This is a genomic window from Pseudomonas sp. LBUM1641 (assembly GCF_059716235.1).
This window is the reverse complement of sequence record NZ_CP166815.1, coordinates 727,702-742,510: the sequence shown is the minus strand read 5'-3', so window position 1 is coordinate 742,510 and position 14,809 is coordinate 727,702. Positions and strand designations below refer to the sequence as shown.

The following is a 14,809-nucleotide window of genomic DNA, read 5'->3' as shown; positions in this document are numbered from 1 at the left end:
CTGCTGGGAATTGACGACAGAACGCGCGGCGACACGCAGGAAAAATCACTGCAGGCGGCGCAGGTGAGTAAACGTTGGGGATGAATCGGTGGTGCGCAAAGGCGTCGTACTTTTCTTCAATCAGTAGAGAAAGGTATGACTCGACCCGACGCAAAAAGCACTCGGCAAGCAGACCTTTCTTCCATCACCTGATGACTTTTTCAAGGCAGCCCCATTGCGGGGCCACCCTTTTTCAGGAGGCCGGCTTCTCGCCATACCAACGTGGCGTGTACACCCACTCGCCACCGCCGGCACGAGGAAATACGCAGGTGGTGGACGAACCGATCAGCACCATGGTGCGCATGTCCACCTGGTCCGGCGTCAGTTGCCCCAGCGTTGTGACACGCAAGGTCTGGCCCGGGCGACCGATATCACGGCCCAACACCACCGGCGTTTCGGCCGTGCGATGCTGCGCGACGATCTCCAGGGCGCGCCCCAACTGCCAGGGCCGTGCACGGGAAATCGGGTTGTAGAACGCCAGCGCCAGGTCGGCCTGGGAAGCCAGGTCCAGACGCTTCTCGATGATCGACCAGGGCTTGAGGTTGTCCGACAGCGACATCACGCAGAAGTCATGCCCCAGCGGCGCCCCCGCCTGTGCCGCCGTGGCGAGGGATGCCGACACACCCGGCAGAATCTCCAGGTCGACCTGATGCCAGGCCGGGTCGCTGGATTCGTGCAAGGCTTCGATCACCGCAGCGGCCATGGCGAACACGCCTGGGTCACCCGAGGACACCACCACCACCGAACGCCCCTGCGCCGCCAGCTCAAAGGCGTGACGGGCGCGCTGCATTTCTTCGCGGTTGTCGGTGCAGTGCTGGATTTGATCCGGGCGGAACGGCCCTGCCATGCGCACATAGGTTTCGTAACCCAGCACGTCGGTGCAGCGGGCCAGTTCGGCCTTTACCGCCGGCACCATCAGTTCGGCAGCGCCGGGGCCTAAACCAATGACCGCCAGGCGACCACGCGGGCGTCCGACCTGGGACAGGTCCAGAGGTGCATCGGCCACCGTGATTGCGATGTCCGCTTGGGTCGGCAAACCGGCGAAGCGCAACGGCACGCCCAACTCGACTGAAGCTTCATGCAAAGACGAATCGGCCATCTCGGTTTCAGCCGCCAGCAAACACGCCAGGGACTGCACGGCGAGCCCTGCCTTCTGCAACGCCGCACGAATGCGCGCGGCCAGTTGCGGCCCCGGCTGGCAGGTGACCAACACGTTCTTCGGATAAATCAGCAACTCATTGGCTGCAGGCGTGCGCTCGGCACTGCCGACGTGAATCGCCAGACGCGCCTGCTGATCTTGCGGTAAGTTGGCCTGATCCAGCCACGGCGCCGCGCCTTCAATACGTACCGATTCGCCAGCCAGCAAGTCGGAAACAAAGCGCTTGCCGAGCTCCAGATCGCCGAGCTGATAACCGCTGGGCGGGTTGAGCAGGCAGGTGTCGAAACGCAGTTCGCCACTGGTGGTGATCGCGGCGGCAACACCCAAGGCGGCGCCGATTTCCCGCGCCATTACGTTCACGCCACCCAGGCCACCAAGCAGCGGCACTACGGCGCTGCCGTCTTCGGCAACCGCCAGCACGGCAGGTTCGACGCCCTTCTCCAGCAGCAGCGGCGCCAGGGTGCGGATCACAATCCCGGCAGCGCACAACGCGATGATCGGCGTGCCCTGTTGATACAACTGGCGCACGGTGGCGCCAAATTCGTTATAGGCCTGATCTGCGCCCTCGACCCGACCGGCCAAGCCGTGGATCAGCGCATCGGGATACACCTGCTGGATAGCCCGGGCAGTGGCGAGACTGCCCTGCCCCAGAATGACAATCGCGGGAGCCGTCATCAGCCTTGCCACCTTTCGCCGGGAACGATGATCAGCGAGAAGTACGGCGAAGAGGTTGGATCAACGTCGCTCAGGGCGACGATTTTCTGATTGGCCATGGTCGCGCGCTCGACGTACAACGCCCGGCTCGCCAGCCCCAACTCTTCAAGCACCTGACGCACCTTGGTGAAGTTGCGCCCCAGCTTCATGATCACCGCCGCATCGGCATCCGCCAGGCGACGCTTGAGTTCGTCATGGGGCAATACGCCGGAGAGCACCGACAGGCTCTGGTTGCGATACACCAACGGCGCACCCAGCACGGACGCGCCGCCGAGCATCGAGCAAACGCCCGGGATCACCTGGGCTTCGTAACGCTCGGCCAGACGATCGTGCAAATACATGTAGGAGCCGTAAAAGAACGGATCGCCTTCGCAGATCACTGCCACATCGCGCCCGGCGTCCAGATGTGCGGCCACGTCGACACTCGCGGTGTCGTAGAAATCGCTGATCACTTGCTCGTAGGACAGCGGCGCTGGCAACACTTCAGTGGTCACCGGGTACACCAGCGGCATCAGGGTTTGCTGTGGCACCAAATGGTCTTCGATAATGCCGAAGGCGTTGCCCTTCTTGCCCTTGGCCACGAAGTACGCCACCACCGGCGATTCGCGCAGCAGGCGCAGGGCCTTGAGGGTGATGAGTTCCGGGTCACCGGGGCCTACGCCCAGCCCAATCAAACGTCCGCGTGCCGGCATTATTCGACCTCCGTGGCCAAGGCGTTGACCGCGGCGGCGGCCATCGCACTACCGCCCAGGCGGCCTTGCATGATCACGAACGGTACGCCGCGGCTGTCTGCGGCCAGCATCGCCTTGGATTCGGCGGCGCCGACAAATCCCACCGGAAAACCGAGGATCAGTGCGGGTTTGGGCGCGCCGGCGTCGAGCATTTCCAGCAGGTAGAACAAGGCAGTCGGCGCATTGCCGATCACCACCACGCTGCCTTCCAGGTGCGGGCGCCACAGCTCTAGGGCGGCGGCGGAACGGGTGTTGCCCAGCTCGCGGGCCAACTCCGGCACGCTGTCATCGCGCAGGGTGCAGATCACCTGGTTATTGGCCGGCAAGCGGGTGCGGGTCACGCCTTCGGAAACCATCCGCGCATCACACAGGATCGGCGCACCGGCGGCCAGGGCTTCACGCCCGGCCTTGCCGGCACCTTCGGAAAATTGCAGGCCGTCGATGGCGTCGACCATGCCGCAAGCATGAATCACCCGCACGGCGAGTTTTTCCAGGTCGGCAGGGATGCGATCCAGCTTGGCTTCTGCGCGAATGATCGCGAAGGAGTTGCGATAGATCTCCTGACCGTCGCGGATGTAATCAATCATCGGTGTTGCTCCGTGGGTGGGCGCGCAACAAGGCGCCCGCCGCTTCAATAGAAAGAGTGCGCGCGTGCAGGCGGCCGAAACCGGGCTGGCCTGCGTCGCGAAAATAGAGGTCGTACTGGCCTGGGCTCACGGCCAGCAAGGTGACGGGCGCGGTGTGTGCGGCGGCGCAGGAACGCGGGCAGCCGGACAGGTGCACGGTGTGGCCGGGCGCGAGCGTTGCCAATTGCAGGGCATCGGTCTTGGTGTCGGCCAAGCCTTTGGCGCATCCACTGGAGCCGGTGCAGGCGATCAGGCGCGCCAGGGGTTGGTCCACCGAGCACAAAAAACCAAGCTGTTCGAGGCGTTCGGTAACGGCAGCTGCATTCTGGATATTGGGCAGTAGCAGGCCCTGCCATGGCGTGACACGCAGGGTGGCGTCGCCATGATCGACAGCCAATTGTGCGGCGCCCCTGAGCATCGCCGAATCCAGGCGGCCCAAAGGTGCGACGGCGGCGACGTAGACCTGGTTTTTTTGGCGCTGTGGATAACTTCCCAAGTGCAGCGGCGCGGGGTTGGAGTGGCGTGAAAAGCCGTCAACCGGCTGCAAGGGCAGGTTTAGTCGCCCGAGAAAGCTATCCACAGCGGTTTCGCCCAGCAGGTGCCGCATCCGGGTTTGATCGGGCCGGGCCAGTTCAAGGAATAGCTCCAGAACCGCCACCACCAGTGCATGCCCTTGCGCCAAAGGCACTGCGGCCAACGGCGAGTCCTGCGCCGGGCAGCCTGCCAGGCCGAACGCCAACAGCGTCTCGCCGTTGGCGTCGAATGCCGACAGCCACAGGTCGTGATGATGTTCGAGCATTGCCAGCGCTTCACCGCCGTCCAGTTGTACGGCGAACTTGGCTGACAACTCATGGAAACGCGGGTGGGTTTCCAGAGTGGCAAGAATCTGGTCTGCCAACGGCCGGGTATCAAACAGCATGTCGCGGTCAATCCCGGCGCTGGGGCTGAGCATCAGGTTGCGCACATCGTCCCCGGCGGCACTTCGGGGGCCCAGGTCGGCGGCCAGCAACGCGGCGATCAATGCGTCGTGCCCGGCGCCTATCCCGCGAATTTGCAGGTTGGCGCGGTTGGTCGCCTCGATCACCCCGCCGGCATGAGCCAGGGCCGCATCGGCCACGGCAAATGCCTGCTCGGCGCGGATCGAACCACCGGCCAGCTTGATCCGGCAAATCCCGCCATCCAACGCCTGGACAATACGCAGCAACCCCGGACAGGCCGAGGGACGCAAGGTATTGGACAGTGGTGTTGGTTTCACAGGGCTACCGGTTCACGGGTAAAGGCGCGGTATTATGCCTGCTTTGTCCGGCGGCATGAAAAGCCTGCCCGTCGGATGTCGTTCAAGGAATTCATATGTCGCCCTGGCTGACGGTAGTAGGCATCGGTGAAGACGGCTTCAAGGGCCTGGGCAGAAACGCCCGGCACGCCTTGTTGCGCGCCTCGCGCATTGTTGGCGGCCAACGCCAGCTGGACTTGTTGCCGGTGTGTATCCGTGGCGAACGCCAGTTGTGGCCCAGCCCGTTTTCCCTGGAGCCGGTGCTGGCGAGGCGTGGTGAAGCGGTGTGCGTGCTGGCCAGCGGCGACCCGATGTTCTATGGCGTAGGCGCGAGCCTGGCGCGGCAGGTGCCCGCCGATGAGCTGCTGATCCTGCCGGCGCCCTCATCCGTGTCTTTGGCGGCGGCACGTTTGGGCTGGCCATTGCAGGACGTGGTGACGCTGTCGGTGGTTGCCCGACCGTTGGCAGCGCTGAATGCGCACCTGGCCAGCGGCGTGCGTTTGCTGGTGTTGAGCAATGATGGCCAGAGCCCGGCGGCGATGGCGGCGCAGTTGGCTGAGCGCGGGTTTGGCGCAAGTCGCCTGAGCGTGTTTGAACACCTCGGCGGACCGGATGAGCGGCGCATCGACGGCATCGCCCGGGATTGGCCAGGTGAACCGATTGCTGCCTTGAACCTGGTGGCCATCGACTGCGTGGCCGACGCCAACACCGCGCGTCTGTCACGCCTGGCGGGGCTGCCGGATTCGGCCTTCAAGCACGACGGCCAACTGACCAAACGCGACGTACGCGCCATGACCCTCGCCCGCCTCGCGCCAATGCCCGGCGAACTGCTGTGGGACGTGGGCGCGGGCAGCGGCTCCATCGGGATCGAATGGATGCGCGCCCACCCCAGTTGTCGCGCGCTGGCGATCGAAGCTGATGAAGGTCGGCAACTGTTGATCGAACACAACCGTGACGCCCTAGGCGTTCCCGGCCTGCAACTGATTCGCGGCACCGCGCCCCACGCACTCGCTGGCCTGGAAGCACCCGACGCCATCTTCATCGGCGGCGGCGTCACCCGCGACGGCGTGCTCGACACCTGCTGGCAACACCTGCGCCCCGGCGGTCGGCTGGTGGCCAATGCCGTGACCCTGCAAAGTGAAATGACCCTGATGGCCTGGCGCGAACAACACGGCGGCGAGCTGACCCGCATTCATGTGGCCCAGGCACAACCGCTGGGGGACTTTGATACCTGGCGCCAGGCGCTGCCGATCACCCTGCTGGAAGTGATCAAGCCGCTATGAAACGCATCCTGCTGCTGGGCGGTGTGACGGAAGCCCTGGCCATTGCCCGCACACTGGGCCCGGAGCATATCTACAGCCTGGCGGGTGTAGGGCGAGTGCCAACCGATCTCACCTGTCAGGTACGGGTTGGCGGCTATGGTGGCGCTGATGGCCTGGCGCAGTTTATTCGCGATGAAGGCATCGAACTGGTGCTGGACGCGACCCATCCGTATGCCGCACAGATCAGCGCCAACGCCGCCCTTGCCGCTGGTGTGTGTGGCATTCCCTGCTGGGCCCTGCGCCGCCCGGCGTGGCAGCCACAGGCCGGTGATGACTGGCGCGAAGTCAGTGACTGGGCAGAGCTGATCGAAGCCCTCAAGCCATTCAAGCGACCACTGTTCACGCTGGGCCGTGAACCGTTACAACACCTCGACGAAATCCCCGCCCAGCAGTTCTGGACGTTACGTGCACTGGATGTGTACCCCGGCAATGAACGCTGCGAAGTGATCGGCGCCCGTGGGCCGTTTTTGATCGAGGATGAACGGGCGTTGTTTGAGCGGCGGCAGATTGATGTGCTGATCAGCAAGAACAGCGGCAGTACGGCTACCGAGCCGAAGCTGGGAGTGGCACGGGAGCGGGGCGTGCCGGTGTTGGTGTTGAGGCGGCCGGTGTTGGCGGCGGTGGACCGGGAACTCTTGTCGCTCAAGGAAACACTCATGGCGTTGGCAAATTTCATTCGATAAGTCAGGATCGCTCGCTTGCTTGATTAGTAACCTATTTGTTACCTTCAGGACGGCCAATGATTGAGATTGAAGAATATCGACGCGATAACCAGATCAGCCCGTTCGATGAGTGGTTTTCATCCTTGAATGTAACGGCAGCAACCAAAGTTTCAACTGCGCTGGTGCGACTTGAAAGGGGTAACACCAGCAACATCAAATGGTTCGAGGGATTCGGCGAATACCGTATTAACTGGGGGCCAGGCCTTCGAATCTATCTGATACAAGAAGGCCACCGATTAATCATCCTGTTCGGCGGTGGCGATAAATCGAGTCAAAAACGCGATATCAAAGTAGTGAAAACGCTGATCAATGAGCATCAGCGTGGCAAGAAATCGGAATAAAGGAGGTAGTCAGCATGGCGCTAACCCGCAGTTACAAACACACCATTGCCGAACGTGCTCAACGCGACCCTGAATTTGCCCAAGCACTCCTGGATGAGGCTGCTACGCTGTTTCTCAATGGCGAACCGGAAATCTCACGCGTAATTCTCCGTGACTTGGTCAATGCGACAGTGGGCTTTGAAGGGCTCGCGAAAGAGACAGCAAAACCGAGTAAAAGCCTGCATCGAATGCTGTCAGCCAGTGGTAACCCCAGCATGGATAACCTGGCTGCAATATTCGCAGTGATCCGCAAAGCGCTAGGTGTCGATATGCAGGTCCACGGCGTCCCTACGGCATAACGTGATCGCACTGCGACACCAAACCACACCGCGCCTTTTTACTTATCCCCCCCGATCAGGCTAAATACCCACCTGATCGTTTAACCCTACGGATTGTCCGCCATGGCCCGTCAACGCTTTGCAATTGCCTGGATAGCCTGCCTTGCAGTGCTGTTCAACGCCTTTGCCATGCCGATGGCGAGTGCGATGCAGCAGGCGGATGACCCGGTCAAGCAATTGCTGTGGGGCGGTTTCTGCTCCTCCAATGCCAACAAGCTGACAGCGATTGCCTTGGGCAAGCTGGAGATTCCGGCACCGCAACAAGACGATCACTCCACCATGCAGCATTGCTGGTGCTGCTCGGGCTCGGCGCCTCTGGTCGCGCTGCCTGGGCACACACCCAACCTGTATTTTGCTCGATTCGACGCGGTGCAAGACCTGCCACCGCCGTCATTGCAATCCCCTACCCCGCGCCAGCAATGGCCGAGCCTTAACCCCCGCGCCTCTCCAACGGTCTGATTTCTTCGCAAGTGAACTGCGTTTAGAACCGTTCTGGAGAACTGCCATGCTCAAATCTTCCCTGCTTCTGGCTGCGTTGTTGCTGCCGGTGTGTGCTGCTGCCAATGCCGAAGACTTCAAGGTCGGCGAACTGGTGGTCAGCGAACCCTGGTCCCAGGAGCTGCCGCCCAACGCGCCGACCGTCGCCGCGTATTTCGTGATTCATAACCAGGGCGAGAATGCGGATCGCCTGCTCAGCGTCGACACGCCCGTGGCCGCCAAGGCCGAGCTGCATGAGCATGTGATGCAGGGCGACCTGATGAAGATGCAGCAGGTGACCAGCGTCGCGGTGCCGGCCAAAGGCGACCTGACGTTCGCCCCCATGGCCTACCACGTGATGCTGCTGGACCTGAAGGACCGCAGCGTTTTGCGCGATGGCCAGCATTTCCCGCTGACCCTGAATTTCGAGAAAGCCGGGCCTGTAAAGGTGGAAGTGTCGGTGCAGAAGCAACCGCCCATGGCTGGCCACGAGCATATGCACGCCCAATAGATAATTCTTGATGGGCGCCCCACGCGCCAGGTTGTCCCCGCACCGCCGTAAGCCTGTAGGCCTTATGCGCGGCAGCTGGATCAGCCTGTTCGCCATGCTGATGATCTTTATCGGTCCGCTGATTTCCCAAGCGATGCCGATGGATCATCACGCCGGCATGTCCATGGAAATGCCCATGGACGGCCCGAGCTGCCATGGCGATGCAAAGCCCCCAGCCGAGCACAACAAAGCCCCCGACGAACACCACGTGCTCTGGGAAAAGTGCGGCTATTGCAGCCTGCTCTTCAGTTGCCCGGCGCTGCCCGGCAGCGTGTCGTTCGTCACCCTCGGCAGCCCGCCGCCCGCCAACGCCCTGACCCCCGCTCCACGCCTGGGCCATGCCCGGCAAACCGTCTTCCCCGGCGCCCGTAGCCGCGCCCCGCCCATCATCGCGTAAGCACTTCACACCGTTACTTCACCCCGGCCGACTTTAGACAGACAGCCGCAGGCTGCTGGCCGTGTTGTTTACGAATGATTGATGGAATTTTTCATGTCCAGGTTTTCTGCTGACACCCGTTTGGGACGTACTCCCGTGTTCGCCGTTTTGTGTGGCGCGCTGCTGGTTCCTCAGGCCCACGCCGACGAACATGCCGACCACAATGAACTGAGCCCGACGGTGATCACGGCGATCGCCCCCAGCTCGCCGCTGACCGTGATCACTAACCCGAAAGACCCGCGCCAGCCAGTGCCCGCCAGCGATGGCGGCGACTACCTCAAGACCATCCCCGGCTTCGCCCTGGTGCGCAACGGCGGTACCAACGGCGACCCGGTGCTGCGCGGCATGTTCGGTTCGCGCCTGAACATCCTCACCAACGGCAGCATGATGCTCGGTGCCTGCCCCGGCCGGATGGACGCGCCCACCTCCTATATCTCGCCGGAAACCTACGACACGCTGACGGTGATCAAGGGCCCGCAAACCGTACTCTGGGGCCCTGGTGCTTCAGCCGGCACGATCCTGTTCGAGCGCGAGCCCGAGCAGTTCGGCGAGCTGGGCACGCGGGTCAACGCCAGCATCCTGGCAGGCTCCAACGGGCGCTTCGACAAAGTCGTCGACGCTGCAGCCGGCGGGCCGCTGGGGTATGTGCGGGTGATCGGCAACCAGGCCCACGCCGATGACTACAAGGACGGCAACAACGCCACCGTCGCCTCGCGCTACGACAAGTGGAACGGCGACGTGGCCGTGGGCTGGACCCCAGACGCCGACACCCTGCTGGAACTCACCGCCGGCCGTGGCGATGGCGAAGCCCGCTACGCCGGGCGTGGCATGGATGGCTCGCAGTTTTTGCGCGAGAGCCTCGGGTTGCGATTCGAGAAGTCGAATATCGGCGAAGTGCTGGATAAGGTCGAAGCGCAGGTCTACTACAACTACGCCGACCATGTGATGGACAACTACACCCTGCGCGTCCCGTCGGGCACCGGGATGATGGCTGGCCCAATGGCGTCCAACGTCGACCGCCGCACCCTCGGCGCACGCATCAAGGCCACCTGGCGTTGGGCCGATGTGCAGTTGATCAGCGGCCTTGATGCACAAACCAACGAGCACCGCCAACGCAGCGCCATGGGCGTCGACACCTACAAGGACCTGCCCCGCAGCAAGGACGCCAACTTCCACAACTACGGGGTATTTGGCGAACTGACCTGGTACGCCGCCGACCGCGACCGCGTGATCACCGGCGCTCGTGTGGACCGCGCCTCGGCCAAGGATTTCCGGCAAACCATTAGCTCCGGGATGATGAGCAGGCCCAACCCCACTGCCGGCAACACCCGCGCCGATACCTTGCCGTCGGGCTTTGTGCGCTACGAGCACGACCTGGCCGACAGCCCGACCACCCTGTACGCCGGCCTAGGGCACTCCGAACGTTTCCCGGATTACTGGGAGCTGTTTTCCCCCAACACCGGGGCGGTCGGTTCAGTGAATGCCTTCGATGGCGTGAAGCCTGAGAAAACCACCCAACTGGATTTCGGGCTGCAATATAAATCCGCAGACCTGGACGCCTGGGCCTCGGGCTACGTTGGCCAGGTGCGCGACTTCATCCTGTTCGACTACCAGCCGGGCATGATGGGCACCACTTCCCAGGCGCGCAATGTGGATGCGCGAATCATGGGCGGTGAGTTGGGCGCGGCATACAAGCTGACCGACAACTGGAAAGCCGATGCCACCTTCGCCTACGCCTGGGGCAAGAACAGCAACGACGGAAAACCGCTGCCGCAGATCCCGCCGCTGGATGCGCGCTTCGGGCTGACTTACAGCCAGGACGACTGGAGCGCCGGCGCCTTGTGGCGGGTGGTCGCGGCGCAAAACCGCATCGACCAGAACAAGGGCAACGTGGTCGGCAAGGACTTCGACAAGAGCTCGGGGTTTGGCGTGTTCTCGCTGAACGCGGCGTATCGCATCAACAAGAATTTCAAGGTCAGCACCGGCGTCGACAACCTGTTCGGCAAGGCATACGCCGAGCACCTGAACCTGGCCGGCAACGCCGGGTTCGGCTACCCGGCCAATGACCCGCAAGCCATCAAGGAACCGGGGCGCACGCTCTGGACCAAGGTGGACATGAGCTTCTAATGCCCAGTGTAGGAGCGAGCTTGCTCGCGAAAATCGCCAACGATAACGCGGGGCTTCTGTATGACCGCGGCGTCCTCAGGTTCTTCGCGAGCAAGCTCGCTCCTACGGGATTGCGTTCATCAACGAATAACCAAAATGCCTTTGCGGAGCAGCCCCTGATGAGTACACCCAAGATTTCCTTCTACAACCTGGCCTGGCGTTGGCATTTCTACGCCGGGCTGTTTGTCGCGCCGTTCATGGTGCTGCTGGCCTTGACCGGCATCATCTACCTGTTCAAACCCCAGCTCGACCCACTGATGTACGGCAACCTGCTGACGGTGCAAAGCGCCGAACACGCACTGAGTGCCGACGAACAACTGCAACGCGCCCAAGCCGCCTATCCCCAAGGCAAAATCAGCAAGTACCTGCCACCTGCCGACGCCACCAGCAGCGCGCAATTCGTGATGCGCAACGACGGGCACGAAGCGACGGTATTCGTCGACCCGTATCGCGGCACCGTGCTCGGTGAACAGGATTCCAAATACAACCTGCAAGCCATCGCTCGTGCGCTGCATGGTGAGTTGATGATCGGCACCGTCGGCGATCGCCTGGTGGAACTGGCCGCCGGCTGGGGCGTGATGCTGGTGATTTCGGGCCTGTATCTGTGGTGGCCGCGAGGCAAGTCGGCGGCCGGCATTCTGTGGCCACGACTGGGCAGTCGCGGCCGCTTGTTCTGGCGGGATTTGCACGCGGTCGCCGGCTTCTGGGGCGCGGCTTTCCTGCTGGTGATGCTACTCAGCGGTATGACCTGGACCGGCTTCTGGGGCAAGCAATATGCCGAACTGTGGAATACATTCCCGGCGGCGATGTGGAACAACGTACCGCAGTCCGACCAGCAGGCCCGCAGCCTCAACACCGCGAGCCAACAGACCGTGCCGTGGGCCATGGAAAACACGCCGATGCCGATGTCCGGCGAGCATGCCGAGCACATGAAGCACGCCGGCATGAGCCAGGGCCCGGCAGCCCCGAGTATCCGCCTGCAACAGGTGGTCGACCTCGCCAACTCACGCAAGGTCGAGCCCGGCTACAGCATCACCTTCCCCACCACTGCCGAAGGCGTGTTCACCATCGCGGTGTTCGCCAACGACCCGCGCAACGACGCCACCCTGCATGTGGACCAATACTCCGGCAAGGTGCTGGCCGATGTGCGCTGGGAGCACTACAACACCGTGGCGCGGGTTACCGAATCCGGCGTGATGCTGCACGAAGGCAAGATGTTTGGCGTGGTCAATCAGATCATCGTGCTGCTGATTTGCCTGATGATCCTGCTCAGTGCCGTCAGCGGCCTGGTGATCTGGTGGAAGCGTCGGCCACAGGGCAGCCTGGGGGTTCCACCGTTGCGCCATGACCTGCCGAAATGGAAAACCGCGATGGCGATCATGCTTGGGCTGGCGATTGTCTTTCCGCTGGTGGGCGCCTCATTGACCGTGGTCTGGGCGTTGGATCGCCTGGTGCTTTCACGTCTGTTTGGCCAACGTGAATCTGCTTCAGGTTCAGCGTGAAACAGACGAGATGCCCTACCTAGAGGCGTTATGTAGTCTTACGCGGGCTTTCGCCCACGTCGCACAAAGTGTTATATTGTAACGCTTAATGCGTTCCCCCACTCGCCGCACCCAGCGGCGAGTACCGCCTCGAAGAAGCGATTTATCGTCCGATGAACAAGTACCTTGCGTCCGGCCTGTGCCTGCTCGCCCTGCAAAACAGTGCCCAAGCCCTGACGCTTCCCACCAGTGCCGTCTCCGCCCCCGCCGTCGACGACGAGCGCGTCGACCTGCAAACCCCGACCACCGCAGGTTCGCGCTTGAACCTCACTGCCCTGCAAACCCCGGGCAGCGTTGAAAGCCAGACCGGCAAGCAGATTCGCGCACGGGGCGATGCCACGGTGCAAGACGCCATTTCCCGGGCCACCGGCGTCAGCCGCACCGGCACGCCGGGCGACGGCGGCACCTCGTTGTCGGCACGCGGTTTCACTGGCCAGAGTTCGGTGCTGCAACTGTACGACGGCGCCCGCATGTTCGATGGCGCGGGCACTTCCACCTTCCCGGTAGACACCTGGTCTGTGGAGCGGGTGGACGTACTGCGCGGTCCGGCCTCGGTGATGTACGGCCAGGGCGCCACCGGCGCGGTGATCAACACCATCCCGAAGAAACCCTTCGAAGGCGAGATCGAAAACCATATCCGCCTGGGCTACGGTTCCTATGACCGCCAGCAGCAAGCTCTCGACAGCGGCGGCTCGCTGACCGACACCCTGAGCTATCGCCTGAACATCAACCGCCTGCGCAGTAACGGCTTCATCGACCGTGGCGACTCCAGCAGCGACTTCGTCAGCGGCGCCCTGCGCTGGCAGCCGGCGGACAACCTGAGCTTCACCCTGGCGTCCGACTACGGCGACCAGACCCCGCAAAACGACTACGGCACGCCGCTGATCAACGGCCAGTTGCACAAGGGCCTGCGGGACAAGAACTACAACGTCAGCAACGATATCCAGCACTACAACGACCAGTGGACACGCCTGACCAGCGAGTGGCAGATCAACGACAACGTCACCGCCACCAATGAACTGTCGTACCTGAAAAACCAGCGCCGCTGGCAGAACGCCGAAAGCTACAACTACGTCGACGGCGGGCTGGTGCGCCAGAGCTACCTGGGCATCAAGCACAACCAGGAACAGGTCGGCGACCGCCAGACCTTTACCTTCAAACACACCCTGTTCGGCCTCGACAGCCAGACGGTGACCGGCGTCGAGTACAACCGCATTCGCTTCCGCCTGGCCAGCAACTCGCCGTTCGATGACCTGACGAACGCCGGCCAACCAGTGGACATCAACCACCCGGTACCGCAACCGTTTGAAAGCGCCAGCCCCTTCGTTCAGCAGTCGGACAGCACCACCAAACAGCTGGCTGCGTTCGCCGAAAACCGCCTGCAACTGACTGATCAACTGTCACTGATCACCGGCGTGCGCCGCGACTACGTGCACATCGACAGCGACTCCCTGGTGGATGGCAGCGACTCCAACAAGACCTTTACCGGCAACAACTGGAAAGCCGGCCTGGTCTACGCGATCACCCCGGACACCTCGGTATACGGCCAGTACGCTACCAGCACCGACGGCGTCGGCAGCCTGATTACCCTGAGCCCGAGCCAGCAGCAGTTCGGCCTGTCCACCGCCAGGCAAACCGAGATCGGCCTCAAGCAGGCGTTCTGGGACTCGCGGGGTGAATGGACGCTGGCGGCCTACCACATCGTCAAAAAGAAGCTGTTGGTGAGCATCCCAGGCACCACCCTCAAGGAACAAGTCGGCCAGCAATCCTCCAATGGCCTGGAAGCCAGCCTCGACCTGCAACTGCCGAACGCCTGGCAGTTGCAGGCCAACGCAGCCATCGTGCGTGCGCAGTACGACGACTTTTCTGAAGTGGTCAACGGCCAGGCCGCGTCCCGCAACGGCAACCGCCCCACCGACGTGCCGCGCCGCACCGCCAACCTATGGCTGAGCAAGGCCATCACTGACGACGTTCGCGCCGCTGCCGGGGTGCGTTATGTAGACTCGCGTTTCGCCAACGCCGCCAACACCAGCGAAGTGCCGAGCTACACCGTGGTCGATGCCACCGTGTCGTGGAAAGCCATGCGTAACACGACATTGGGCCTGCAATTGAATAACCTGTTTGACCGCACCTACGCCGTCAGCCAATACAATGACGGCCAGCAATGGATCCTGGGTGAACCCAGGTCGTTCTTTGTGACGGCGGACTACACCTTTTAACTGAATGCGACACTGTCCAATGTTTGCGGGCTTGCTCGCGAATGCGGTGGATCAGTTACAGATGTATTCACTGACATACCGTATTCGCGAGCAAGCCCGCTCCCACATTTGTCCTG

At 62.6% G+C, this 14,809-nt stretch carries 14 protein-coding genes; 10 read left to right on the top strand and 4 right to left on the bottom strand.

Annotation, left to right across the window (positions count from 1 at the left end):
- Positions 1-232 precede the first annotated feature (232 nt).
- From cobJ to cobG, 4 genes are read right to left on the bottom strand one after another with little or no spacing between them, the layout of a single operon-like run.
- Positions 233-1,873, bottom strand: coding sequence for a precorrin-3B C(17)-methyltransferase (gene cobJ / locus ACA046_RS03260; protein WP_497675901.1), 1,641 nt, complete (start codon positions 1,871-1,873; stop codon positions 233-235).
- Positions 1,873-2,604 carry a precorrin-2 C(20)-methyltransferase gene (locus ACA046_RS03255; protein WP_088424735.1) on the bottom strand — a complete coding sequence of 244 codons (732 nt, stop codon included), beginning with the start codon at positions 2,602-2,604 and terminating at the stop codon, positions 1,873-1,875. Before ACA046_RS03255 ends, cobJ begins: the two co-directional genes overlap by 1 nt.
- The gene (locus ACA046_RS03250; protein WP_010174005.1) at positions 2,604-3,230 is read right to left on the bottom strand and encodes a precorrin-8X methylmutase; all 627 of its coding nucleotides are present in this window, start codon (positions 3,228-3,230) and stop codon (positions 2,604-2,606) included. The genes ACA046_RS03255 and ACA046_RS03250 overlap by 1 nt, the downstream gene beginning before the upstream one ends.
- Positions 3,223-4,524, bottom strand: a complete 1,302-nt coding sequence (gene cobG, locus ACA046_RS03245) for a precorrin-3B synthase (RefSeq protein ID WP_497675900.1) — start codon at positions 4,522-4,524, stop codon at positions 3,223-3,225. The genes ACA046_RS03250 and cobG overlap by 8 nt, the downstream gene beginning before the upstream one ends.
- Before the next feature lie 95 nt (positions 4,525-4,619).
- Here cobG and cbiE point away from each other — a divergent pair, with 95 nt between their 5' ends.
- The 10 genes from cbiE to ACA046_RS03195 all read left to right on the top strand — a co-directional run bounded on the left by cbiE (position 4,620) and on the right by ACA046_RS03195 (position 14,693).
- Entirely contained in the window at positions 4,620-5,825 is a 1,206-nt protein-coding gene (cbiE, locus tag ACA046_RS03240; RefSeq protein ID WP_497675899.1) for a precorrin-6y C5,15-methyltransferase (decarboxylating) subunit CbiE, read from the top strand.
- Entirely contained in the window at positions 5,822-6,547 is a 726-nt protein-coding gene (locus ACA046_RS03235; protein ID WP_497675898.1) for a cobalt-precorrin-6A reductase, read from the top strand. Before cbiE ends, ACA046_RS03235 begins: the two co-directional genes overlap by 4 nt.
- Positions 6,548-6,603: 56 nt before the next feature.
- On the top strand, positions 6,604-6,927 hold the full coding sequence (locus ACA046_RS03230) for a type II toxin-antitoxin system RelE/ParE family toxin (protein WP_459025808.1): 324 nt from the start codon (positions 6,604-6,606) through the stop codon (positions 6,925-6,927).
- A 14-nt stretch (positions 6,928-6,941) separates the two neighbouring features.
- The gene (locus ACA046_RS03225; protein ID WP_046485680.1) at positions 6,942-7,265 is read left to right on the top strand and encodes a helix-turn-helix domain-containing transcriptional regulator; all 324 of its coding nucleotides are present in this window, start codon (positions 6,942-6,944) and stop codon (positions 7,263-7,265) included.
- Between the two features lie 102 nt (positions 7,266-7,367).
- On the top strand, positions 7,368-7,763 hold the full coding sequence (locus tag ACA046_RS03220) for a DUF2946 domain-containing protein (protein ID WP_459025806.1): 396 nt from the start codon (positions 7,368-7,370) through the stop codon (positions 7,761-7,763).
- Positions 7,764-7,809: 46 nt separating this feature from the next.
- On the top strand, positions 7,810-8,292 hold the full coding sequence (locus tag ACA046_RS03215; protein WP_459025804.1) for a copper chaperone PCu(A)C: 483 nt from the start codon (positions 7,810-7,812) through the stop codon (positions 8,290-8,292).
- 64 nt (positions 8,293-8,356) lie between these two features.
- Complete coding sequence (locus tag ACA046_RS03210) at positions 8,357-8,728, top strand: DUF2946 domain-containing protein (protein ID WP_459025802.1); 372 nt, start codon at positions 8,357-8,359, stop codon at positions 8,726-8,728.
- Positions 8,729-8,821: 93 nt separating this feature from the next.
- Entirely contained in the window at positions 8,822-10,894 is a 2,073-nt protein-coding gene (locus tag ACA046_RS03205) for a TonB-dependent copper receptor (RefSeq protein WP_497675897.1), read from the top strand.
- Positions 10,895-11,052: 158 nt separating this feature from the next.
- A complete protein-coding gene (locus ACA046_RS03200; protein WP_459025798.1) occupies positions 11,053-12,435 on the top strand; it encodes a PepSY-associated TM helix domain-containing protein in 1,383 nt (460 codons plus the stop codon).
- A gap of 152 nt (positions 12,436-12,587) precedes the next feature.
- Positions 12,588-14,693 (top strand): TonB-dependent receptor, encoded by a 2,106-nt coding sequence (locus ACA046_RS03195; RefSeq protein ID WP_459025796.1) that lies wholly within the window; start codon positions 12,588-12,590, stop codon positions 14,691-14,693.
- The last annotated feature ends 116 nt before the right edge of the window (positions 14,694-14,809 follow it).